The 23,179-nt window shown below is 33.3% G+C and carries 20 protein-coding genes; 18 read left to right on the top strand and 2 right to left on the bottom strand.

The window, feature by feature from the left end; genetic code table 11:
* The first annotated feature begins 8 nt into the window (after positions 1 to 8).
* The 14 genes from ASG22_RS16955 to ASG22_RS16890 all read left to right on the top strand — a co-directional run bounded on the left by ASG22_RS16955 (position 9) and on the right by ASG22_RS16890 (position 15,229).
* Positions 9 to 956, top strand: a complete 948-nt coding sequence (locus ASG22_RS16955; protein ID WP_055987266.1) for an electron transfer flavoprotein subunit alpha/FixB family protein — start codon at positions 9 to 11, stop codon at positions 954 to 956.
* A gap of 185 nt (positions 957 to 1,141) precedes the next feature.
* A complete protein-coding gene (locus ASG22_RS16950) occupies positions 1,142 to 1,741 on the top strand; it encodes a bifunctional nuclease family protein (protein ID WP_055987265.1) in 600 nt (199 codons plus the stop codon).
* Between the two features lie 22 nt (positions 1,742 to 1,763).
* Positions 1,764 to 3,146: a nucleoside permease gene (locus ASG22_RS16945; protein WP_055987264.1), complete on the top strand. Its 1,383-nt coding sequence runs from the start codon at positions 1,764 to 1,766 to the stop codon at positions 3,144 to 3,146.
* A 113-nt stretch (positions 3,147 to 3,259) separates the two neighbouring features.
* Positions 3,260 to 3,814, top strand: coding sequence for an RNA polymerase sigma factor (locus tag ASG22_RS16940; RefSeq protein ID WP_055987263.1), 555 nt, complete (start codon positions 3,260 to 3,262; stop codon positions 3,812 to 3,814).
* A complete protein-coding gene (locus ASG22_RS16935) occupies positions 3,780 to 4,487 on the top strand; it encodes a hypothetical protein (RefSeq protein WP_055987260.1) in 708 nt (235 codons plus the stop codon). The genes ASG22_RS16940 and ASG22_RS16935 overlap by 35 nt, the downstream gene beginning before the upstream one ends.
* An 80-nt stretch (positions 4,488 to 4,567) precedes the next feature.
* A complete protein-coding gene (locus ASG22_RS16930; RefSeq protein ID WP_055987258.1) occupies positions 4,568 to 5,653 on the top strand; it encodes a hypothetical protein in 1,086 nt (361 codons plus the stop codon).
* Positions 5,654 to 5,801: 148 nt separating this feature from the next.
* On the top strand, positions 5,802 to 6,188 hold the full coding sequence (locus ASG22_RS16925; protein WP_055987255.1) for a hypothetical protein: 387 nt from the start codon (positions 5,802 to 5,804) through the stop codon (positions 6,186 to 6,188).
* Positions 6,189 to 6,202: 14 nt separating this feature from the next.
* The gene (locus ASG22_RS16920; protein ID WP_055987253.1) at positions 6,203 to 6,655 is read left to right on the top strand and encodes a hypothetical protein; all 453 of its coding nucleotides are present in this window, start codon (positions 6,203 to 6,205) and stop codon (positions 6,653 to 6,655) included.
* A 54-nt stretch (positions 6,656 to 6,709) separates the two neighbouring features.
* Entirely contained in the window at positions 6,710 to 7,888 is a 1,179-nt protein-coding gene (locus ASG22_RS16915) for an acetyl-CoA C-acyltransferase (protein WP_055987252.1), read from the top strand.
* A gap of 196 nt (positions 7,889 to 8,084) precedes the next feature.
* On the top strand, positions 8,085 to 9,572 hold the full coding sequence (locus tag ASG22_RS16910; RefSeq protein ID WP_055987249.1) for an MFS transporter: 1,488 nt from the start codon (positions 8,085 to 8,087) through the stop codon (positions 9,570 to 9,572).
* A 194-nt stretch (positions 9,573 to 9,766) separates the two neighbouring features.
* Positions 9,767 to 11,935 (top strand): T9SS type A sorting domain-containing protein, encoded by a 2,169-nt coding sequence (locus ASG22_RS16905; protein ID WP_055987248.1) that lies wholly within the window; start codon positions 9,767 to 9,769, stop codon positions 11,933 to 11,935.
* Positions 11,936 to 12,128: 193 nt separating this feature from the next.
* Positions 12,129 to 13,055 carry a mevalonate kinase gene (locus tag ASG22_RS16900; RefSeq protein WP_055987246.1) on the top strand — a complete coding sequence of 309 codons (927 nt, stop codon included), beginning with the start codon at positions 12,129 to 12,131 and terminating at the stop codon, positions 13,053 to 13,055.
* 10 nt (positions 13,056 to 13,065) lie between these two features.
* Positions 13,066 to 13,995 (top strand): UbiA family prenyltransferase, encoded by a 930-nt coding sequence (locus ASG22_RS16895; RefSeq protein WP_055987244.1) that lies wholly within the window; start codon positions 13,066 to 13,068, stop codon positions 13,993 to 13,995.
* A gap of 64 nt (positions 13,996 to 14,059) precedes the next feature.
* Complete coding sequence (locus tag ASG22_RS16890) at positions 14,060 to 15,229, top strand: proline dehydrogenase family protein (protein ID WP_055987242.1); 1,170 nt, start codon at positions 14,060 to 14,062, stop codon at positions 15,227 to 15,229.
* Positions 15,230 to 15,599: 370 nt separating this feature from the next.
* Here the strand turns inward: ASG22_RS16890 and ASG22_RS16885 are convergent, their stop codons facing one another.
* Positions 15,600 to 16,148 carry a helix-turn-helix domain-containing protein gene (locus tag ASG22_RS16885; RefSeq protein WP_055987241.1) on the bottom strand — a complete coding sequence of 183 codons (549 nt, stop codon included), beginning with the start codon at positions 16,146 to 16,148 and terminating at the stop codon, positions 15,600 to 15,602.
* A gap of 813 nt (positions 16,149 to 16,961) precedes the next feature.
* Here ASG22_RS16885 and ASG22_RS16880 point away from each other — a divergent pair.
* Positions 16,962 to 18,071, top strand: coding sequence for a M14 family zinc carboxypeptidase (locus tag ASG22_RS16880; protein WP_055987238.1), 1,110 nt, complete (start codon positions 16,962 to 16,964; stop codon positions 18,069 to 18,071).
* Positions 18,072 to 18,174: 103 nt separating this feature from the next.
* On the opposite strand, the gene ASG22_RS16875 is transcribed toward ASG22_RS16880, so the two are convergent.
* Positions 18,175 to 18,684: a DUF4920 domain-containing protein gene (locus tag ASG22_RS16875; protein WP_055987237.1), complete on the bottom strand. Its 510-nt coding sequence runs from the start codon at positions 18,682 to 18,684 to the stop codon at positions 18,175 to 18,177.
* Between the two features lie 200 nt (positions 18,685 to 18,884).
* Between ASG22_RS16875 and ASG22_RS16870 the strand changes: the two genes are divergently transcribed.
* The 3 genes from ASG22_RS16870 to ASG22_RS16860 all read left to right on the top strand — a co-directional run bounded on the left by ASG22_RS16870 (position 18,885) and on the right by ASG22_RS16860 (position 23,121).
* A complete protein-coding gene (locus ASG22_RS16870; RefSeq protein ID WP_055987235.1) occupies positions 18,885 to 20,300 on the top strand; it encodes an APC family permease in 1,416 nt (471 codons plus the stop codon).
* Between the two features lie 474 nt (positions 20,301 to 20,774).
* Positions 20,775 to 21,215: a GPW/gp25 family protein gene (locus ASG22_RS16865; protein WP_055987233.1), complete on the top strand. Its 441-nt coding sequence runs from the start codon at positions 20,775 to 20,777 to the stop codon at positions 21,213 to 21,215.
* 22 nt (positions 21,216 to 21,237) lie between these two features.
* A complete protein-coding gene (locus tag ASG22_RS16860) occupies positions 21,238 to 23,121 on the top strand; it encodes a type VI secretion system baseplate subunit TssF (RefSeq protein WP_055987231.1) in 1,884 nt (627 codons plus the stop codon).
* The last annotated feature ends 58 nt before the right edge of the window (positions 23,122 to 23,179 follow it).

Here is a 23,179-nt window from a genome sequence, read left to right as displayed (position 1 = left end):
CAAGAAAAATGGCAGTATTCGTATACGCAGAAAATATAAACGGAGTTTACAAAAAAGCAGCTTTTGAGGCAGTTTCTTATGCTAAAGCTATTGCAGATAAAGCTGGAGATACCGTTACGGCGATCTCTGTAAACCCAACAGATTCTTCAGATTTATTATATAAATATGGAGCATCAAATGTAATTAATATCAAAGATGAAGGGCTGAAAAGTTTCTCGGCTAAAGCTTATGCTCAGGCGGTAAATGAAGTGGCAAACGGAAATATCATCGTTTTCCCTCACACAACAGATGCTTCTTCTATCGCTCCGATGTTGGCAATAATGAACGGACATTCATTAATCACCAATACCTTGGAAGCTCCGAAAAGTCTTTCTCCGTTTCAGGTGAAAAGAAGAGCTTTCTCAGGAAAAGGATTTATGCATGCAAAATCTGAAGCAGCAGGAGCGATCTTAACGGTTTCTCAAAATGCTTTCGGTGTTAAAGAAAATTCAGTTTCAGGTTCAGAAGAAGTGAAAAACTTATCTGTGGCTAATGAAGATACTAAAGTAATTTCTCACGAACAGAGTTCAGGAAAATTAGATCTTAAAGAGGCTGAAATCGTAGTTTCTGCAGGTAGAGGATTGAAAGGTCCTGAAAACTGGGGAATGATCGAAGAATTGGCAAACGTTTTAGGGGCTGCTACAGCTTGTTCTAAACCAGTTTCAGATATCGGTTGGAGACCTCACACAGAGCACGTAGGACAGACTGGTAAAGCGATTTCTCCAAATCTTTATATCGCAGTAGGTATTTCTGGTGCAATTCAGCATTTGGCGGGAGTTAACTCTTCTAAAACTATTGTTGTAATCAACAGTGATGCAGAAGCTCCGTTCTTCAAATCAGCTGATTACGGTGTAGTAGGAGATGCTTTTCAGATTATTCCTGCATTAACAGAGAAAATTAAAGCATTAAAAGGATAAAAAAAGTGAATTGGCAATAGTCAGTTTATTTCACTTGTCAGTTTTAAAGTGTTTTTTAAATTCACTTATGAAGCAAAATTGACAACGAAATTAATTCACAATTCATATATAAAAGCCCATTTCGGGCTTTTATTTTTGTCTAAAAAAGTGAAAACACAAGAAAAAAATAATTTATATTTGTAGCCATGGATTATAAACAGTTAATTATTCGCGGAATATCGTACAGCCAGACCCAATCCGGGGCGTACGCGTTGTTATTGGAACATGAAGAAACACACATAAAATTACCTGTTGTTATAGGAAATTTCGAGGCACAATCCATTTCTCTTGGTCTGGAGAAAGACATTCATCCGCCTCGTCCTCTTACACACGATTTATTTACAAAATTTATCGTTTCTGCTAATTACGAATTGGTGTCTGTAATTATTTATCAGATTGTAGATGGAGTTTTCTTCTCTAATATCAACTTTAAAAATAAAGTTAATGATGAAGAATTAATTCTTGACGCAAGAACTTCAGATGCAGTAGCAATGGCAGTAAGATTTGATGCCCCGATTTATACAACACAGCAAGTACTGAATGAAGCGGGAATTCTTCTGGAATTAGAGGATGTTGCTAAAGAAGATCAGTCATTTTCTGAAACAGTAGAAGCAGAAGATAATTTAAGATCAGTTTCTATGGAAGAGCTTCAGAAATTACTGGAAGAAGCTGTGAAGGAAGAAGATTATGATACCGCTCTTGAGATTCAGGAAGAAATCAAAAGAAGGAAAAAGAAAATTGATTAAAGGGATATTTTTATACTAACTTATGAATTTAAAATTACGTCTGACCATCCTCAGTTTTTTGCAGTTCTTCGTTTGGGGAGCATGGCTGATTACGATGGCTAATTTTTGGTTCGGTACAAAACATTGGGACGGAGCGCAGTTTGGAGCTGTTTTCGGAACTATGGGGATTGCATCCATTTTTATGCCGACCATCACCGGAATTATCGCAGACCGTTGGGTAAATGCAGAGCGAATTTTTTCGGTTTTACACATCCTTTACGGAGTTGTACTTTTCATTTTACCACATTCGGCAGATCCCGGTTCATTTTTTACAGTAATGCTTGTGGCAATGTGTTTTTATATGCCAACGATTGCATTAGCAAATTCTATCTCTTACACGATTCTTAAAAACAGCGATTTGGATGTTGTAAAAGACTTTCCGCCGATTCGCGTTTGGGGAACAGTTGGATTTATTGTAGCCATGTGGATTACCAATCTTACGGGTAATAAAGCGACAGAAGGACAGTTTTACATTGCTGGGGTAGCAGCTATTTTATTGGGAATTTATGCTTTAACATTACCAAAATGTCCTCCACAGAAATTAATTGATAAAACGGCGCCATTATCAGAGCAATTAGGTCTTAATGCATTTAAATTATTTAAAGATTATAAAACTGCATTATTCTTCTTATTCTCCATGTTATTAGGAGCGGCTTTGCAGTTGACAAACGCTTACGGAGATGTATTTTTAAGTGAATTTGAACATTTTCCGAAATATGCAGATTCTTTTGTAGTACAGAGATCAACGATTATTATGTCGATTTCTCAGGTTTCTGAAACACTATTTATATTGGCGATTCCTTTCTTTTTAAAGCGATACGGAATCAAAAAAGTAATGTTGATTTCGATGTTTGCCTGGGTATTAAGATTCGGATTCTTTGCTTACGGAATTCCTGAAGGATACGGATTAGGATTAATCGTCCTTTCTTGTGTCGTTTATGGAATGGCTTTCGATTTCTTCAACATTTCTGGATCACTTTTCGTGGAAACGACAACTGACAAGAAGATTCGTTCTTCAGCCCAGGGTTTGTTTATGATGATGACAAACGGTTTCGGAGCTGTTTTCGGAAGTTATGCAGCAGGTTGGGCAATAGATAAATTTTTTACACACAAATTTACAACCGTTTCTTCTTTGGCAACCTATTTACAAACGACTCCTGATAATCAGACGTTTTTGGATATTCTTAAAAAGAGTTTTAATTCAGCGGTAAATCCTGACGGAACATTATCAGCAATCGTAATGGTAAAAGACTGGCAGAACATCTGGCTTTCTTTTGCGGCTTACGCTCTGATTTTAGCTATTTTATTCGCTGTTTTATTCAGACACAAACACAATCCGGCAGAAATATCAAAAATAAAACATTAATTTATTTCATTGATTACTAAAATATTAAATTGCACTTTCAAAAAAAGTGCAATTTTTTTGTTTTTCAGGCAACCATTTGAAAAATATTTCGTCTTATAGATAGAAACCAATACATGAAGCATTTAGAAGAGAATTTTAAACTGGCAAAAAAACAGGATCGAAGAGGGCAGAAAGCTCTTTACGAAATGTTTTCGGCGAAAATGCTTGCCATTGCGAATTCTTATACCAATAACCTTCATGATGCTGAAGATATTCTTTTAAATTCTTTTATGAAATGTTTCACAAAGATTAATGAATGTCGGGACTGGAAAAGTTTTCCTTTTTGGCTGAGAAAAATCGTTGTAAATGATGCGATTAATTTTATAAGGAAAAATAAAAACATTTTGTATTCAGATATAGAAATTTCAGACGAATATTTGGAGGATGATTTTGAAGAACGCTTTGATGAAATTAATATTGAAGAAATTTTTTCACAAATGCCGGTCGGATATAGATTAATTTTCAATTTGTATGTATTTGAAGAGAAAAAACATCAGGAAATTGCAGAAATACTCAATATTTCAGAAGGAACAAGTAAAAGCCAGCTTAGTAAAGGAAAAAAATGGCTTGCAGATTATTTAAAATCAAAAGAAAATGAAAAAAGAAATATTGAATCAATTAAAATCTGATTACGAAAAGCTTGAAATAAAGCCTTCAGCAGGTCTTTGGAGCAAGATTGATCAAATGGATTTTTCTGAGGATAAAGTTATTGATACATCTTCAAAAATATATTTTCAATGGTGGAAATATGCTGCTGTAATTGCATTTTTGGTTTCTCTGGGAGGAGGGTTGTTGTATTTTAATTTAAATGAGATTAAAAATATTTCTCAGGATAAATTGACTTCATCAAATCAGTCAACTGAAAATTCAAAAATAAATTCAAGCCTAAAAATTATGGATTCCGATTTTGAACAATCTGAAAATAATAAAGTCAAAGTTTTTCATTCTCAGCAAGATTTTGTTCATGAAAATCAAAATAAAAGTGTGGAGGATAAATTCGCAAATAATTCAACAATTGCTAATAATGAAATTAGTTCTGCCAAAGAAGAATTCCCTTCAATTGAAGATAAAATAGTGGTTACAGAGATTCAAAATCCTGTCATTACTGAAAAGAAAAAAGTGAATTATATAAAAGCTGACGAATTGCTTTTAGGAAGAGAATTTGATAAAACCCGTAAAGAAAATCTCGAAGAACATGGAAAGTTCGGGGTTTTAGATATGAGTAAAATTAAAGGTCCAAGGCTAACTTCTTTCAAAGTGCTTGGAATGACTATCTTTTCCGATTCCATAGACACAAAATAATCGTGTAAACTTTCAACTATAAAAAACTGTTCTGAAATAGGAACGGAAGAAAAACTATTGTTTAAAATAACTTAGAAATTATGAAAACAAAAATTGCTGTAATGACTGCTGTAATGGCTTTTTCGTATTATTCGGCGCAGGAAAAGCCTTATCTGAATTCTTATTCTCAAAAAATTGACAGTATAGTAGTTTCAGAAAAAACAAAAATGAATACTGAGCTGGATGAAGTCGATAAAAATTATAATGCAAAATCGATTACTGCAGATGAAAAACAAAAACAAAGGGCTGAGATAGCTTCTAAGTATCAGGAAATTATCAATACTAAAGTTGATGCAGAAAAATCTGACTTAGAAGATGCAACGAAAGAAATGGTGAGAAATGCAGTATTAGGTACAAATGATACAGTAAAAAGCCATGGTAGAAATGAACTTCAATTAGGAATTTCGGGACTGAAAATGAAAATTAACGGCAACAAAAAAGAACCAAAAGATTATCTTCATAATTGGAATCTTACGGTAAGTTTCGTGAGTGCTAACCTGACTTCAAAAGATGAACCTTTCAGATTTTATAATAAAGATTCTGACATAAGAGCTAATGTTTACAATGCATCCAGTTTTGCGGTCAGGTATGAAAATCAGCTTGGTGGCTACAGAAGTCCGTTATTTTATCGTGTCGGATTAGGCGTTCGGTCTGATCAGTTTACTCCGAAATATGGTAAAGTTTTCAGCCAGGAAAATAATACATTGGCACTTACAGACTTTACCAAAGGAAACCTTAAAAATACCAAATTCAATATCACGTATGTGTATATTCCATTGGATTTCAGATTGGTTTTAAATCCTAAATATACAGAGTACGACGGAGTTAAATATTTGGATAACAGAAAAAGCCAGATTAGTTTAATCGCAGGTATTTACGGTTGTGTAAAGGCGGGAAATATCATTTATAATAAATATTCTACCGAATATAGTAAAAGAATTGTAGAGCGTGAAAGAGTAATGCATGGCGTAAATGATCTTATTTTTGGAGCTAAATTAGGAATTGGTTTAGGCGGATTTAATTTATTTATTCAGAAAGATCTCACCCCGGCTTTTAATGATAATGCTCGGTTGAGTAAGAAATATGGATTACAGATAGGATTGGAAATCGCTAATGTTAATTTTTAAATTAATAAAAATGATTGTGTTTTTTTACAAATTATTAAATTTTATTATGAAATTTTTACTATTAATTGTTAGTTAATAATAAATTATTGTTTTTGAAACACACTTATTTAAAGTGTGTTTTTTTTTGTATTTTGGTACTTTGAGAAATATGAAAAACATTCAGTTAATAGGATTAATAATGGTGGTTGCAGGAAGTTTTCTGCCGTTGGTTCATGTTCCTGTCATCGGAAATTGGAACTATTGGAAAATAGACCATTATTTGGCAGTTACCTGTTGGGTTTTATCCGCAGGAGCGCTTTTCGGTATTGTAAACAATAGTGGAAAAATGACAAAAATCTTTGGAATTCTCTTAATCCTCTTGTTTCTCTTTACTTTATTTGCTGTAAAAGTTCAGGCTGCAGAGTATTTTAGCTTTATGCCTTTTAAATCTTGGCAAAATAAACTGGCAGGAATCGTAAAAATAAAATGGGGCTGGATAGTAGAATTTTTAGGAGCTTTCATCATCATTTTTACAAAAAACAATAACAAATTATAAATAATAACACAAATATGAATTTTTTAAAGGTAATTTCAGTAGCCGTATTGTTTTTAGGAGTTTCACAGGTAGATGCTCAGAAAAAAAAATCGGATAAACCAAAATCTGAGGTTTCAAGTCAAAAGCCATTAGATAATCCCATAAAATGTATCAATATCAAAGAAGGAACTTTTCTAAGAATTAATTATCCTAAAAATCTTTGGTATATGACGGTAAAAGATAATATTCAGACAGAATATTATAATGACGGAAAAGATTTCATAAAATCAAGTATGGTTTTTGTTGATGAATGTAATTATAAAGTGATTGTGCTGGAAAAATCAGAGAAAGAAAATCCTGTAAAAGTTGGAGATGTTTATTCTAACAGAATATTTGCAAGTCAGGATAATTTTTTAAGAATTGAAAGTACCATGAATGGCGATAAATATGATTTGCCATTAGAAAAAATAGAAGAGAGCAAAAAATAGAAATATAAGCCGAAAGGCTTACTCAATTTTAAAATATAAAAATAGAATTATAAAATGAAAGAAGTATTCATCGTTTCTGCAGTAAGAACTCCTATTGGGAGTTTTTTAGGAAGCTTAGCAGGCGTTCCGGCTACAAAGTTGGGAACTGCTGCCGTAAAAGGAGCATTAGATAAAATTGGTCTTGATCCTAAACAGGTTCAGGAAATTTATATGGGGAACGTTTTACAGGCGGGTGAGGGACAGGCTCCGGCTCGTCAGGTTGCTTTGGGAGCAGGGCTTTCTATTGAGACACCTTCTACTACAGTAAACAAAGTTTGTGCTTCAGGAATGAAGGCAGTTACTATGGCTGCACAGGCAATTAAAGCGGGTGATGTAGACGTAATCGTTGCAGGAGGTATGGAAAATATGTCTTCAGTTCCTCATTACTATAATGCAAGAAACGCAACTAAATTAGGTGATGTTAAAATGTTGGACGGAATGGTTTTAGACGGTCTTACAGACGTTTACAACAATGTTCACATGGGAGTTTGTGCTGAAAAATGTGCAACAGATTACAGTATTACAAGAGAAGATCAGGATAATTTCGCGATTGAATCTTACACCAGATCTTCAAAGGCGTGGAGCGAAGGAAAATTTGCAGAAGAAGTAGTTCCTGTTGAAATTCCTCAAAGAAAAGGAGAGCCTATCATTTTCGCTGAAGATGAAGAATATAAAGCAGTAAAATTTGATAAAATCCCGACACTTCCTACAGTTTTCAAAAAAGAAGAAGGAACGGTAACAGCTGCAAATGCTTCTAATTTAAATGACGGAGCTTCTGCATTAATTCTTGTTTCTAAAGAAAAAATGGAAGAATTAGGGCTGAAGCCGTTGGCAAGAATTGTTTCTTATGCTGATGCCGCTCAGGCTCCTGAAGATTTCACGACTGCACCTTCAAAAGCATTACCGATTGCTCTTAAAAAAGCAGGATTGGAGCTTACGGATGTCGATTTCTTCGAATTTAACGAGGCATTTTCTGTAGTTGGTTTGGCTAATAATAAAATCTTAGGATTAGATGCTTCTAAAGTAAATGTGAACGGTGGAGCAGTTGCTTTGGGTCACCCGCTTGGAAGTTCAGGTTCAAGAATTATTGTTACATTAATCAATGTATTAAAGCAAAAAAATGCAAAATACGGTGCCGCTGCAATCTGTAATGGTGGTGGTGGTGCTTCTGCTATTGTTATTGAAAATATGTAATATTTAGTTAAATAAGTACATTAAAATCCGGAAGTTTTTGCTTTCGGATTTTTTCATTTTAAGTTTAAATTAAAATGAAAACAGTTCATAAGAACCTTTGAACTTTAACCAAACAATAAAATTTATCCTAAACAAAATAAAAACCGCCGAATGTTCAATGGTTTTTATATTTTTGTGCTACTAATATTTATTTGAAATGTCTGAAATTGAGAATCAACAACCTCAGAATATAAAGAATAATCCAAAGATAATGAAAGCCTGGGCGGTCTATGACTGGGCAAATTCTGTATATTCTTTGGTCATTACGTCTGCAATATTCCCTATTTATTACACAATATTAACGACAGCTTACAACAAAAAGGAATTCGTAACTGCGGCTAAAGAAATCCAGGAAGTTCCTGTGAGACACATGATTAAAGTGTTCGGAGAAAATTATGAGCCGGATGCCGTTCTTAGTTTTTCCTACGCATTGTCATTTTTTCTTGTTGTGCTTTTGTCACCATTTTTATCATCATTGGCAGATACAATCGGAAACAAAAAATCTTTCTTACAGTTTTTCTGTTATCTGGGAGCAACATCATGTATGGGATTGGCGATGTTTACAGGAATGTCCAATTTCTTCTTAGGCTTGCTGTTCAGCATTACAGCGAGTGTAGGTTTTTGGGGAAGTTTGGTATTTTATAATTCGTTTTTACCGGATATTGCCACTCCGGAAAAGCAGGATTCACTTTCTGCAAAAGGATATATTTATGGGTATATAGGATCTGTAATTTTATTGATTATCTGTTTGTTATTGATTCAATTGGTAGCGAAAGGTCCTGAACAGTCTAAGATCTATATCAGAATCAGTTTCTTATTAACAGGAGCTTGGTGGTTCGGATTCTCACAATATACATTTAAACATTTACCTCAGTTTGGAGATGTTAAAGACAAGCTTCCTAAAGATCTGGTTCTTTTAAATTACAAGAATATTTTCAAAAAACACGAAGAACAGGGTGGATTTTTCGAAGTGTTAAAAGATAATATCAGTTTCTATAAAGACATTGCTAAAGAAAGTTTCAGGGAATTATTTAGTGTAGGAAATAAACTTTTTTCAGATAAAAGATTGAAATTCTTCTTATCAAGTTTCTTCTTTTATAGTGTTGGGATGCAGACTATATTTTTAATGGCTGTTCCTTTTGGAAGCACGGTGATTTTTCCGAAAGAAGTCGATAAATACAAGCTTATTATTACAATTTTGGTCATTCAGATTATCGCAATTTTTGGAGCTTTTCTGTTCTCAAAATTATCTAAAAAAATCGGAAATAAAAATGTGATCACGATTGCAGTTATCATCTGGATCATCTGTTGCTTATCTGCATATTCTCTGAATAAAGAAAATCCTAATTTGCAACTTCAGTTTTATGGGTTGGCAGGTTTGATAGGTTTGGTTATGGGTGGTCTTCAGGCAATGTCCAGATCGACATACTCAAAGTTGTTACCGGAAAATTCTATGGAAAATACAACTTATTTCAGCTTTTATGATGTACTTGAAAAAATAGCAATTATTTGCGGAATGCTTATTTTCAGTGTGTTTATTCAGAAGTTTCATAATATGCAGTATGCGTTTATATCAATGGCTGCATTTTTTGCGATTGGCGCAATCTTAATCAGATTCGTAAACAATAAAATTTTAAAAGACTGATTTTAATATTTACAATTATACATAGAAAGGCATTAATTATTTTAATGTCTTTTTTTATTTACCTTAAATAAATTTTAATTATAATATTATTACAATTAATTTGTTCTAAGTTTCAAATTAGGTGAAAATGATAGCATATTTTCACAACTATTAGAATTTTTTTGTTTATTTGCAAATTGAAATAAATAGTAAAAATGATAAAAAAACTTCTACTTCTCTCCATTTTGCAATGCTCGATATTCGGTTTTGCACAAAATATGAAACCTGTTGCTCAAAAAGTTTCAGAATATCATACTCAAAAGAAAAATTTTGAAAAGTATGATTTGTTCACAGTAAGCAAAAATTCCGAGAAACTACCCGAGTACAAAAGAGCAGCAACAGACATTACGGTTATTAATGTTGATGCTAAACAGCTTAAAAAAATAGCCACAGAAAAACCTGAATATCTTGAAGTATCTTTTCCTTTCGACGGAAAAATGATTACAATGGAACTGTACAAAAATCAAATTTTTACCAATGATTTTAAAGTTACAACCAATAAAAGTGAAGTGGTAAACTACAATCCGGGAGCTTATTATCAGGGAATTGTAAAAGGAGATAATCAATCGATTGTAGCTTTCAGTTTCTTTGATAATGATATTGTAGGAGTTGCTTCTACACCAGAATTAGGAAATATCATCGTAGGTAAAGTGAAAAATTCTTCTGATTTTGTAAGCTATTCAGATTCAAAATTGACAGGTATTAATCCTTTTGTTTGTGGTGTGGATGAATTAACAGACAACCATAAACAGAAATTTTCATATAATCCTGATGATAAAAAAAATACGGCAAAAGTATTGACTCAGAATTGTGTAAGAATTTATTATGAAGTTTGTTATACTCCCTATGTTAATAACGGATCAAATACAACGACAACAGTGAACTGGTTAACGGCAATTCATAACAATATTGCTACTCTTTATAACAATGATGACGTGAAAATTGCTCTAAACGAAATCTATGTCTGGACAACAGCGGACCCGTATACAGGAACTCCGAATGCAAATTTGGCAAGCTTCAGAGCAAACAGACAGACTTTTAACGGAGATTTGGCTCACTTAGTAAATCAGCCTTCTACAACCAGCGTTGCTTACATTAATTCTTTATGTACAACCAATAGACACGCTTACTCAGGTGCATCTCAAACGTATAATAATGTTCCTGTTTATTCATGGACGATTATGGCGATGACTCACGAAATGGGGCATAGTTTAGGTTCGCCTCACACACACGCTTGTGCATGGAACGGAAACAACACAGCTATCGACGGTTGCGGTCCTGCTGCGGGAGCAGATGAAGGTTGCACAGGTCCTATTCCTTCTACGACAGTAAAAGGTACGATCATGAGTTATTGTCATTTAATTTCAGGGGTTGGAATTAATTTTACCAATGGCTTTGGTCCTCAGCCTGCTGCGCTAATCAGAAATACGGTAGAATCTAAACCTTGTTTAGGAACAAATTGTACAACAGCTTGTACGACAACAATAACGGGATTATCTGTTTCAAATATTACACAGAATTCAGCGAGTGCAGCATTTACAGATGGAACTTCCACTTCTTGGAAATATAAATTAACGAAATTCGACGGAACTCCTGTTTCAACGGGAAATACAACAACACAGACATTTAATTTTTCAAGTCTTGAACCTGCAACGTATTATCTTTTATCAGTAGGAACAGATTGTTCTGCGGGATATCAGAGAACACAGATGTTCCTGACAGATGCAAACTGGTGCAGCGGAATATTATTTACAGATACAGGAGGTGTGACAGGAAATTATGGCGACAGCCAGACTATTGTTAAAACTTTTTATCCTTCTTCAGGTTCTAATTTAACGATGAATTTTACAGAATTTGGTTTAGAAGACGGTTACGATTTTATGTATATTTATAATGGTCCGTCTACTAGCTCACCAATGTTTGCAACAGGAAATGCTTTAACGGGGACAACTTTACCCGGAACGTTTACTTCAACCCATCCGTCAGGTGCAATTACGGTAAGATTTGTTTCAGACCCGGCAGAAACAGGGATTGGCTGGAAAGCGAATTTCTCTTGTGCAATTTTAGCCGTTGAAGATGTAAATACTAAAGATAATTCAGTGAATATCTATCCGAATCCTGCAAAAAATGCAATCACAATTTCTTCAAAAGATGCTTTAAAATCATTCAAAATTTATGATGAAGCAGGAAGGTTGATTAAATCAGAATCTGCATTAAAAGGAACTCAATTCAATGTAAATATTTCTTCTATGCTAACTGGAAATTACGTAGTAACGGTAGAAACAATAAAAGAAAAAGTTACCAAGAAATTAATTAAACAATAAGTTTTAAATAAATAAGTACTAAAAGCCTGATTATGTCAGGCTTTTTTGCTACCTTTAAGATAATAAAATATAGATTTTTAGAAATAATTAAAAGTTTATAATAATTTTGGTGTTAAAATATGTTATAATTCGGCTCGAATTTTGCTTATATTCAACAGAATAATTTTAAATTTGCAAAAAATTTATTGTCAACATGACGAATCCTCTATTTTACGCTAAAATAATTCTTTTCGGAGAATATGGAATGATCGAAGATTCTCAGGGTCTAGTTGTTCCATATAGCTTTTACAAAGGAACTTTAAAGTTCTCGGAGTCCGAATCTGAATTCGAGAAAAAATCAAATGAACATCTGCAGAAATATTCAAATTATCTTGCAGATTTATCGCTGTCCGATGATTTTAAGTTAGATGTAGAAAGATTTAAACAAGATATTTCACAAGGGCTTTTCTTTGATTCTAATATTCCACAAGGATATGGCGTAGGAAGTTCAGGAGCTTTGGTCGCTGCTATTTTCGAAAAATATTCATTAAAAAAACATGATCCTGAAAATATTTCTAAAGATAATTTAAAAAATCTGAAGGCTGTTTTTGGTGAAATGGAAAGCTATTTTCACGGTAAAAGTTCAGGAATGGATCCTTTGATCTGTTATATGAATTTACCGATTTTGATCGAAAATAAAGAAAATTTAGATAAAGTTTCCATACCTGACGGAGAAAAAGGTAAAGGTGCTATCTTTTTAATTGACTCAGGAATTACGGGTGAAACCGGACCAATGATTCAGATTTTCTTTGAAAAAATGAAGACTGAAGGTTTCAGAAAAACATTAAAAGAAGAGTTTATCCGTTATAACAACGCATGTATAGATTCTTTCCTTAAAAAAGATATGAATCCTTTCTTTAGAAATCTTAAAAAACTTTCGCATTGGGCATATGAACATTTCCGTCCGATGATTCCTGAAAGTATTTTCAATATCTGGAAAAAGGGACTGGATTCTAATGCGTATTATTTAAAACTTTGCGGAAGCGGAGGTGGTGGTTACATTTTAGGTTTCACTAAAGATTATGACAAAGCAGAAAAGATGCTTGATGGCTTTCATAAAGAAGTGATTTACAGATTCTAAACACGTTGGGATGAATTCTGAGAAAGAAACTTTCCAACAGAAAAATTATATCAAAAAATCTTTTCTTTACAGATTTTCACAATTCGTGGGCTTTCTTTTGGGAGCTCGCTTTTTTGTTGCCATTTTGCTCACTTTTGCATTGTATGTTTCAACGTTTTTCCTTTTTAATCAGGATGAAACTTTCAGGAAATTTGTCTTTGATTTTAAAGTTCACGGAATTATTTTCTGTACAGTTCTCACGATTTTGGCAGGGGGAATCATCAACCAATTTTATGATTTTGAGAAAGACCATATCGTAAAACCCTTCAGAACAAGACTTCAAAGTTTCATTAAACAGAAATACTTTTTATACGTTTATTTGTTTTTAAGTGTTATTTCTTTGGGAGTTGCTTGGATGATTTCACATCGGGTTTTTGTTTTTTTTGTGGTGTATCAGTTTTTTATGTGGTTTTACAGCCACAAATTAAGTCGGATTTTTATCTTAAATAATCTCACTTTTGTTAGTTTAACGCTGTATCCTTTTTTTGGAATGATGGTATATTACGAGACATTTTCCAAGAAAGTTTTGTTAATGGCAATCTTTCTTTTCCTAGTTCTTTTATGTATTGATATTGTAAAAGATATGTTGACAAAAAGTGTTGATAAAGCCTTTGGATATATAACAATTCCGAATTATTTTAAAAGTAAAAACACAAAAATTATTATTGTTTCTTTATTAATTATAACCATGATAGTTTCCATGAAACTGATTCTCCGTACAGGAATTTCAGGATTTATGGCCTATTATTTTTCGGGTGGGCTTTTTATATTCATTCTTTGCATCTATCTTCTTTTAAACCAAACAAAAAAGAGTAACTTTTTGATATTGAATATTTTAAGATTTTGGGTTTTCGTAGGAATTATCGCAATGATGCTTAACGGAATTGAAGGTAAATTATAGAAAATTTTCTTTAAAAAACCTTTCCTTTTCTTACCTTTGCAAAACCTAAATTTATATAAAAGTAATGCCCATTTTTAACGATACTAAAGTCGCATTTGCAGACAAGTCTGATGCACAGTTAAGAAAAGCGTATTGGATGTTCAAGATGATCGAGCAGCCTTCACTTACAAAAATCGGAACTTCTGTTCTTAATTTTACCATTCATAATGATTTTCCTTTCGTAACCGGAATTGTAAAAAACACTTTATTTGAGCAATTTTGCGGAGGTGAAACCCGTGAAGAAAGTATGAAAGTGGTAAAACAGCTTTTCAAAAGAGGAGTCGGAAGTATTTTTGATTATTCGATTGAAGGGAAAGAAGATGAGGCTACGTTTGACGCTGTCTGTGAAGAAATCAAAGATATTGTTAAGTTTTCTGTGGGAAATCCAGCGATTCCTTTTATTGTTTTTAAACCTACAGCTTTCGGAAGAATAGATTTATATGAAGCTATTGGAAAGAATGCAGAACTGACTTCAAGTCAGAAAGAAGAATGGGGAAGAGTGGTAAAAAGGTTCGATGAAGTGTGTCAACTTTGCCATGAAAACGATAAAAAAGTAATGGTAGACGCCGAAGAAACCTGGATGCAGGATGCAGCAGATCACCTTTGCGAAGAGATGATGGAAAAGTACAATCAGGAAAAACCTATCGTTTGGAATACCATCCAAATGTATAGAACCGGAAGATTAGAATACATGGAAAAAAATCTTCAAAGAGCAAAAGAAAAAGGATATTTTATTGGGTATAAGATTGTTCGTGGTGCTTATATGGAAAAAGAAAGAGCCAGAGCCGCAGAAAAAGGATATGCAGATCCTATCCAGCCGACGAAAGATGCTTCTGATAAAAACTATAATGCGGGAATTGACTTTGTGATGAATCATTTAGATAAAGTTTCTGCCTTTTTTGGAACACACAACGAGATTTCCTCAGAATTGGTAATGGACAAAATGAAAGCAGCTTCATTGGAAAATGGAAATCCTCACGTCTATTTCGGACAGCTTTATGGAATGAGTGATAATATTACTTTTGCCTTGTCTGATAAAGGATATAATGTAGCGAAATACCTTCCTTACGGACCCGTAAAAGATGTTGTTCCGTATCTTACCAGAAGAGCTCAGGAAAATACTTCTGTTGCAGGACAGACGGGCAGAGAACTTGGTCTTATCAGTAAAGAATTAGATAGAAGAAAAGGGAAATAAACCTCTTCATTTTAGATATATAAGCTTCACAATTGTGAGGCTTTTTTATTGGGCTTTTAAAAATAAAAAGAGAATATTTTAAATTATTTAATATTTGTCAATTTTCAAGTTTTATTATAAATAAAGTAGAAATTATTAAAATTTCATCATTTATTTCGATATAATTATTTATATTTGATTACTATCAATAAAATTAACCTTTGAAACAAAATTTATTCTTTAATTACAATTCTGAAAGTAAATTAATAATCAACTTTTATAAAAAGTAAAAGAGTAAATATGTTAATAATGATAAAAACTATAGAGCAATAGCTTTAGTTTTCTTCTTCAAATATTTTTTACCTGATCAATTTTTCTTTGATCAGGTTTTTTATGGCTCAAAACTCTCAAATTTTCCATTATCATAAAAGATTACGATACGTTTTATATTACCTTGCTGATTTCCAATAGCTTGGGATAATATTTGATCATTGGAATTCTCTAATCGCTGAGAATCGGATATTTTTTGTTGCACTGTATTTTGGTGTGGTATAGATGATTCTCGAAGAGGCATTTTAGGGGCTTCAGTTTCCTCCTCTTCAACTCCAAAATCTTCATCATTATTCATCATGGTGAAAAGGTCGGGTAGAGAAGTAAGTTTAGATTTTTCTTCTTCTAAAACTTGAGGAGTTTCTTCCTGTATTTTATTAATTTCTGGCAATTCAGATTTCAACATTTCGCCTTCACCTGTTACCAACCAGTCCCAAAGAATCTCCGGAAACTTCGATTTTATTTTTATGATAAATTCAAGAGATGGCTTATTTCTTCCCGAAGTAATATGGGAAATAGAAGATCGCTGAACATCTATCTCATCAGCAAATTCTGAAGAAGTAAGATTAGAATACTCTATAACTTTGGAAATTCTCTCGTTTAAACTCATAAAGCAGTTTTTAATGGTGTTACAAATGTAAATAATATAATTTACAAATGCAAATCAATGTAATAAACAAATGTAAATAGTACTTAAATACAAATGTAAACATATTAAAATGCTGTTATACAGTTAATTATATATTTAAGATAAAAATATTTTACAAAAGTTTATTATGGATAAGTTTCAGATTATGCGTTTGTTCAACTATAACGTCGATAACTTATGGATAACTTGCCTTTAGATAAACATCAATATATACTTTATAAAGTTACTTTTGCACAGATCTACATTACTGTTACATAACAAGAAATAAGATAGCAATGCAAAGTTTTAAAGTGCTTAAACAAGCCCTATTTAGAAGGTTTAATTTTGTAAAATAATATAAATTGAGCTATGTGAACGCTCATAAGCTATTTTTCCTCTGGAATGTTATTTGAAGTTGTTTAATCAAAATAATAACTGTTTACAGAATTAAATTATCACAAAAATTTAAAGATTTAAATAAAAAAACTAGTTAATTTACATTTGTATACGATAATTTTTTACTAGTCACTATCAGTTATTCTTGTTTAATTAAATTATTAAAAAATAGCATTAAATACAGATGTAATGACTTAAAGTAATATTAATATAATTATTTAGATAAATCCTATATATTATTCAATATCAGTTATTTAAATAATATTAATTGAGTTATCATCAATTGTCAATTTTGTACACAGACATTTTGGCAGTAACTAATGTTTAATCAAATAACAAATGTAAATTTCTTATTTTGATCAAAAATAGTTAAATTTGACTCTTGTAAATTACTACACAATGAATTTTGAACAATTGTATCAGCAGAACCCTGATTTCCCAAACCGTTATATTTCCCCTGAAAAATTATTTTCTTATTTACACACTAATCTCAGAGATCATATTGAAGAGATAGGAAAATCGTATTTAGAAAAACCTATTTATAAATTAACAGTTGGAACTGGAAACATTAATATTCTTGCCTGGTCGCAAATGCATGGGAACGAATCGAACGCAACTCATGCGATGCTCGATTTATTATTGACTTTAGATAAGGCTCAGGAACTAAAGGGAGAATTGCTGAATAAGATCAAGCTTGATTTTATCTTTATGCTAAATCCCGATGGCTCGGAAAAATGGACAAGACTGAATGCCGCAGAAATTGATTTGAACAGAGACTTTCACAATGAAGCAAGTAAAGAGATAAAATTCCTTAAAAGTATTGCATCTTCTAAAAAATACGATTATGCTTTGAATCTTCACGAACAAAGGACAATTTTTACCACAGATGGAATTCATCCCGCAACTTTATCTTTTTTAGCTCCATCTGAAAATGTAGAAAGAACAGTTACTGAAAACCGTAAAAAATGTATGGCGGTAATTGCGGAAGTTTACAATCATTTGAAAGAATTAATTCCAAATCAGATCGGAAGATATTCTGATGAATTCTACCCAACTTCTACAGGAGATAATTTTATCAAGGCAGGAATGCCCACGATTCTTTTTGAAGGTGGACATTTTGTTGAAGATTATACAAGAAAAGGAACGAGGAAATATTACACGATTGCATTATATTATGCTTTGAAAGCAATCAGTGAATTGAATTCTGATATTGAAGGTTGGGAAACGTATCTTGATATTCCTGAAAACAGAGAAACACATTACGATATCGTTTACAGAAATGTTAAGTTAAATACGGATCACGAATGTATTTTGGATGTTGCCGTTCAATACAGAGAAATTATGGAAGAAGGGAAAGACGAAATATCTTTTGTTCCTTTCGTAATGGAAGTAGGAGATGTAAAGCAAAAAAAAGGCTGGCTGGAAATCGACTGTACCGGAAAGAAATTTGTTTCAGAAAATAAATATCCGAAACTGGATGCGGAAGTAAATTTTAAGATAGAAGATTAAAAAAGCGGAACAATTTGTTCCGCTTTTGTTTTTATACTAAATATCATTTTGATGAAAGGAGAAATCCAAATAGATTATTCACTTTATTCACAATGATAAAAAATTAGTTCACTACCTTAATTCCGTTAGCAACAAATCTGATCTCTTCTTTTGGAGTGGTAATCGCATCGATTTCCGATTGAGGTTTTTTAGCATCTTCAGCGTAATGCTTTTGTTCGTCGATAGAAGTTATCTTTCTTTCAGCAGTTCCGTCTAAAACAACAGTTTTGCCTTTCAATGCAGTCGGAACGAAGAATGCATAATCCTTCATTTTTACAAAAAACTGAGAATTATCTTCAGTCTGAATCGTTAACCAACATCCTTTTTTATCGCAAACGTCTGTAACTTTTCCTTTTACAGCTACGTTTTCAACTTTTTTATTATCTTTTTTAAGTTTTTTGCTTAATTTATCTACTGAGATTGCTTTGGATTCTGTATCAGAAGCAATTGTATTTCCATAAACATCTCCTACAACAGCGTTTCCTGCCGGCGGACCAAATTTCTTAGTTTCCTGTGCAAAAGCTAAAGTGGATATACTTACCGCAACTGCGAATAATATTGCTTTAAATTTCATATTAATATTTTTTCCAAAAGTACTAATAAAATTTGAATCGTAAATCTTAAAAAAACTTGATAAAAAACAGTTTTTCTTTTCTCGTATTTACACTTATTGAGACACATGATTACAAAGGTTCAAGTTTCAATTGATCTTAATTTCCAACAAAATAAAAAACGAATCTTATATTTATTTATATTTGACGCCTAAACTCAACTATGCAGAAAAAACTAAAACTTTGGGACGCCATTATGTTGGTAATGGGATCGATGATAGGTAGCGGAATCTTTATTGTCAGCGCAGATATGATGCGAAACCTTGGGTCGGGATACTGGCTGATCGTCGTTTGGGTTATTACCGGAATTATGACTGTTGCAGCAGCAATTAGTTATGGTGAACTTTCAGCATTGTTTCCAAAAGCCGGCGGACAGTACACTTATCTTAAAGAAATCTTTGGTAAAAAGATGGGTTTTCTTTACGGATGGGGACTGTTTACCGTAATTCAAACCGGGACGATTGCGGCAGTTGCTATGGCATTTGGGAAGTTTACGGCCTATTTGGTTCCAGCTTTAAATGATGCAGCTCCGATCATCCAGAGTGGAGAGTTTAAAATTACATGGATTCAGATTTTAGCGATCGGAACGATTATTTTACTTACATATTTTAATACCAGAGGTGTAGAAAGCGGAAAAATATTACAGAATATTTTCACGGGTTCTAAAATCATCGCAATTCTAGGATTAATTGCTGCCGGATTTATTTTCGTTGATTTTTCTCATTTGGCGGAAAATTTCAGCTTAGGATACGATTCTTTTAATAATCTCAAAAAAGATGCATTAGGAAATTTCCTGAAAGAGGGTTGGGAACCTATTGGCGGAATGACTTTATTAGGTGGAATTGCAGCTGCGATGGTAGGTTCAGTTTTCAGTTCTGTAGCATGGGAAAGTGTAACTTTTGTTTCAGGTGAGATTGAAAATCCGAAGAAAAACGTGGTAAAATCTATGATCTACGGAACTTCTGCTGTAATGATTTTATATCTCGCTGTGAATTATGTTTACCTGAATGCATTAGACAGAGATGCAATTGCTTTTGCAGAAAACGATCGGGTAGCAGTAGCTGCTTCACACTTTATTTTTGGAAGTGCAGGAACGATTATCATTGCATTGTTGGTAATGGTTTCCACATTTGGTTGTAACAACGGATTGATCTTAGCGGGAGCCCGAGTTTTCCAGACGATGGCAAAAGATGGAATGTTTTTCAAACAAGCTGAAAAAAACAACAAAAATGATGTTCCGGCTAATGCACTATGGATGCAGGGAGTTTGGGCTTGTTTGCTGTGTTTAAGTGGGCAATACGGAAATCTTTTGGATATGATCTCTTTCGTTATCGTATTATTTTATATGATTACCGTTTTCGGAGTTATTTATTTAAGAATTAAAAAGCCGAATTTAGAAAGACCTTATAAAACCTGGTTGTATCCGGTTACACCCATTATTTATTTGTTAATCGGAACAGGTTTCTGTATTTTACTTTTAATTTACAAACAACAATATACCTGGCCAGGATTCGTAATGGTTTTACTCGGACTTCCGGTGTATTATTTTATTAATCGAAATAAGAGAATTCAAGAATAAATTTCACAAGCTGTCTGACTGAGTCGGGCAGCTTTTTATTTGGAGCTTAATCCCGCTATCCACTGTATCTTTTTGGTTACGGCTTCCGCTTCGCTCCAGCCGCAACCAAAAAGGATGTCGTTTCTATCGGGGCTAGGGTTATGTAAATGTAAGGTTGTTTATAATCTCCAGAACCTTTCGAACATCACAGACAACCCTGTTTTACATCAAATGAGATCTCAGGAATTGATAATCAATATTGTTTGTAATCATAAGAGGAGTTGGGCAGATTGCAAACACTGTTGCTTTGGATTTTCATTTTTTGTACTATACACGGTAAGACTTTTGACAGGTATATTTTTAATTCACTTAAAAAATTAAAACTATAAAGCATAATTGAAAATATTATGTCATTTTATTTCGTTAAAAATGATTAATTTGGTATTTCCTATCAAGTAAACGATTAGATGAAGTAAAATGTAAAGAAGCTGAATCATGGACACACCAAATTACAGAATGCCTTTTGTACCATCGACATTAATGACGGAAGGAGGAAGTATAGACACCTGCGACATGGGTGAAAGTATTGCCCACAACATTATGCTGTTGATTACGACAAAAAAAGGTGAAAATAGATATGATGAAAATTACGGAAACGATGTTTGGAATCTGGAATTCGACAACGGCGTAACCAGTGCGGTCTGGGAAAATATTTTTGTTAAAAGTTTGAAAAAACAAATACAGGAATACGAGCCCAGAATTACACAACCTCAGGTTGATGCACACATACAAATTGTAGAACACAACTACGACACAAAAGAACATACCGAAATAAAAAAGAAAGTAAGAATTGCCATCAATGCTAAAATGGAAGATTCGGGAGAGCGCTTCAGCTTTTCTACAGAATTGTTTCTGAGCCCGATGTCGATAGATTAGATTGTAACAGTAACCAGAATTTATGAACTTAGACCAAAATATATATTCCAAAGAATCTGTAAAAGCAAGAATGCTTCAGAATGCAACTAAAGTTTGGGGATTGAAAAGTCCGCAGTCTCTTGATCCGTTCGTGAAATTATTGATCGACGCATTCAGCACAGAAGTTTTCAAAGCGAATAACGAAATACAGACGGTAAACGCCAGAATTTTAGAAAAACTGGCAAAATTATTAACCCCGTCAATTTATACACACCCGATTCCGTCTCATGCGATTGCGTTTACGCAGCCTTACGAATCATCGGAAATTCTGCTGGAACACACCGAGTTTTTCTATAGAAAACAAATGACTTCCACCATAAAATCGGAGTCTGATAAACAAATTAATATTCCCTTTACACCAATAGGGAATGTCAGAATTAATAAAGTTCAGACTTCCATTATGTTTGTAGGAAATACCTGTTACGGAATTGATGACAGACTGAATAAAATTCCTATCGCAAGATTTCAGGGCAAACCGGAAGATTACAGAAAAGTGACAATCGGAATTGATGTTACCAACTATTCAAATGAAAATTTTCCTAAAAATTTAAGTATTTACTGTTCAAATCCTGCCTTTGAGCATTTAGATTTTACCTATAAATTATTACCATACATCACTGTTTCCAGCAATGGAAATCCTTTATTTGTAAAAGAAGGTTTAACGTATTATAAAAATAGTCAGGCAGACGGATACGAGCAGATATTCCGTGAACAGTCTATCCGAAACAAAGTGGTGGAAGATGTAAAAAGCATTTATAATCACAAATTTATTGAAGTCACGGGAATTTCTAATGCTTTATTTTCCGAACTGGGAAAGCTTCCTGAAAATCTTGATTTTGTTGATTACAAAGAAGAAATTACAAAATTTATTGAAGGAAAAAGATATTTATGGTTGACTTTCGAGTTTCCGCCGCAGTTTTCCGCTGAGATTTTAGATAATTTTTCATTTGTTTTGAATGCTTTTCCGATTTATAATCGTGGCTGGAAGAAAACGGAATACAGTTTAGATATTATGGGAAATAATATTCCTCTTGTAACCGATGAAGGCGAACATTTTTTATATGTTGATGAGGTTCAGGATGGAGACGGAAGACGCTACACCGAAATTCCTTTTACACCAAACGATGATTTACGAAAAGGTTTGTACACCGTAAGAAAAGGCGGAATGGAACGTTTTACCAACCGAAATGCAGTGGATATGATTGCGAATGTGCTCGAATTGACAAGAGACGAAATTGCTGCGTTTTCTTTATTGAACAGAGATAATGTAAAAGGCGTTCTGAGTGAAATGTCGGACAAAATGAAATCGATGGTTCAGAAAGTGAACAATGCAAAAAGAAATATTAAACAGGAACTGAACTATGTGATCATGGAACCTGTCGACAAAACAGATCATACCTACGCTTCGTTTTGGATCACCCATTCTACGCTGGCAAATCATATGCGTCCGGGAACTGAACTTTCAAACCAGTTAAAGTCACAGATGTTGGTTCTTCTAACAGAAACGATTGGCGGAGCGGAAGAGCAGAAAGGAACAGACAGCATTCAGGCTTATAAATACGCTTTGACGACAAGAGACAAAATTATTTCTCTGGAAGATGTTAAAAATTATTGCAGAATGGTTTTGAAAGACGAATTGAAAGATGTAAGAGTGACTCGAGGAACAATGATCAGCAATAAACCGAAAGAAGGTTTCATCCGAACGGTTGAGGTAGAGATTATTCCTCAAAATTATTCGTTCTACGGAAGAGCCTATTGGGAAAATATGGCGAATATCCTGAGAAATCAGATTATTTCAAAAGCGATCGACGGTATTGAATATTTAGTGAAAATCACAAACGAAGATTCAGATTTTGGAGAAAATTAAAATAATAAAAGTTTCGGGCAAACCTATGGTTTGCCCGAAAATTACGCTTGCTCCATTC

The organism is Chryseobacterium sp. Leaf405 (assembly GCF_001425355.1).
Taxonomy (GTDB): domain Bacteria; phylum Bacteroidota; class Bacteroidia; order Flavobacteriales; family Weeksellaceae; genus Chryseobacterium.
The sequence above is the reverse complement of the archived record's forward strand: the minus strand, read 5'-3'. Positions and strand labels throughout refer to the sequence as shown.

Excerpts from the sequence above, each read along its gene's own strand:
- ASG22_RS16890 (WP_055987242.1), top strand. The coding sequence starts at position 14,060 with ATGCCCATTTTTAACGATACTAAAGTCGCATTTGCAGACAAGTCTGAT.
- ASG22_RS16865 (WP_055987233.1), top strand. The coding sequence starts at position 20,775 with ATGGACACACCAAATTACAGAATGCCTTTTGTACCATCGACATTAATG.
- ASG22_RS16905 (WP_055987248.1), top strand. The coding sequence starts at position 9,767 with ATGATAAAAAAACTTCTACTTCTCTCCATTTTGCAATGCTCGATATTC.
- ASG22_RS16935 (WP_055987260.1), top strand. The coding sequence starts at position 3,780 with ATGAAAAAAGAAATATTGAATCAATTAAAATCTGATTACGAAAAGCTT.
- ASG22_RS16940 (WP_055987263.1), top strand. The coding sequence starts at position 3,260 with ATGAAGCATTTAGAAGAGAATTTTAAACTGGCAAAAAAACAGGATCGA.
- ASG22_RS16955 (WP_055987266.1), top strand. The coding sequence starts at position 9 with ATGGCAGTATTCGTATACGCAGAAAATATAAACGGAGTTTACAAAAAA.
- ASG22_RS16860 (WP_055987231.1), top strand. The coding sequence starts at position 21,238 with ATGAACTTAGACCAAAATATATATTCCAAAGAATCTGTAAAAGCAAGA.
- ASG22_RS16900 (WP_055987246.1), top strand. The coding sequence starts at position 12,129 with ATGACGAATCCTCTATTTTACGCTAAAATAATTCTTTTCGGAGAATAT.
- ASG22_RS16885 (WP_055987241.1), bottom strand. The coding sequence starts at position 16,148 with ATGAGTTTAAACGAGAGAATTTCCAAAGTTATAGAGTATTCTAATCTT.
- ASG22_RS16945 (WP_055987264.1), top strand. The coding sequence starts at position 1,764 with ATGAATTTAAAATTACGTCTGACCATCCTCAGTTTTTTGCAGTTCTTC.
- ASG22_RS16925 (WP_055987255.1), top strand. The coding sequence starts at position 5,802 with ATGAAAAACATTCAGTTAATAGGATTAATAATGGTGGTTGCAGGAAGT.
- ASG22_RS16930 (WP_055987258.1), top strand. The coding sequence starts at position 4,568 with ATGAAAACAAAAATTGCTGTAATGACTGCTGTAATGGCTTTTTCGTAT.
- ASG22_RS16895 (WP_055987244.1), top strand. The coding sequence starts at position 13,066 with ATGAATTCTGAGAAAGAAACTTTCCAACAGAAAAATTATATCAAAAAA.
- ASG22_RS16920 (WP_055987253.1), top strand. The coding sequence starts at position 6,203 with ATGAATTTTTTAAAGGTAATTTCAGTAGCCGTATTGTTTTTAGGAGTT.
- ASG22_RS16880 (WP_055987238.1), top strand. The coding sequence starts at position 16,962 with ATGAATTTTGAACAATTGTATCAGCAGAACCCTGATTTCCCAAACCGT.
- ASG22_RS16910 (WP_055987249.1), top strand. The coding sequence starts at position 8,085 with ATGTCTGAAATTGAGAATCAACAACCTCAGAATATAAAGAATAATCCA.
- ASG22_RS16875 (WP_055987237.1), bottom strand. The coding sequence starts at position 18,684 with ATGAAATTTAAAGCAATATTATTCGCAGTTGCGGTAAGTATATCCACT.
- ASG22_RS16915 (WP_055987252.1), top strand. The coding sequence starts at position 6,710 with ATGAAAGAAGTATTCATCGTTTCTGCAGTAAGAACTCCTATTGGGAGT.
- ASG22_RS16950 (WP_055987265.1), top strand. The coding sequence starts at position 1,142 with ATGGATTATAAACAGTTAATTATTCGCGGAATATCGTACAGCCAGACC.
- ASG22_RS16870 (WP_055987235.1), top strand. The coding sequence starts at position 18,885 with ATGCAGAAAAAACTAAAACTTTGGGACGCCATTATGTTGGTAATGGGA.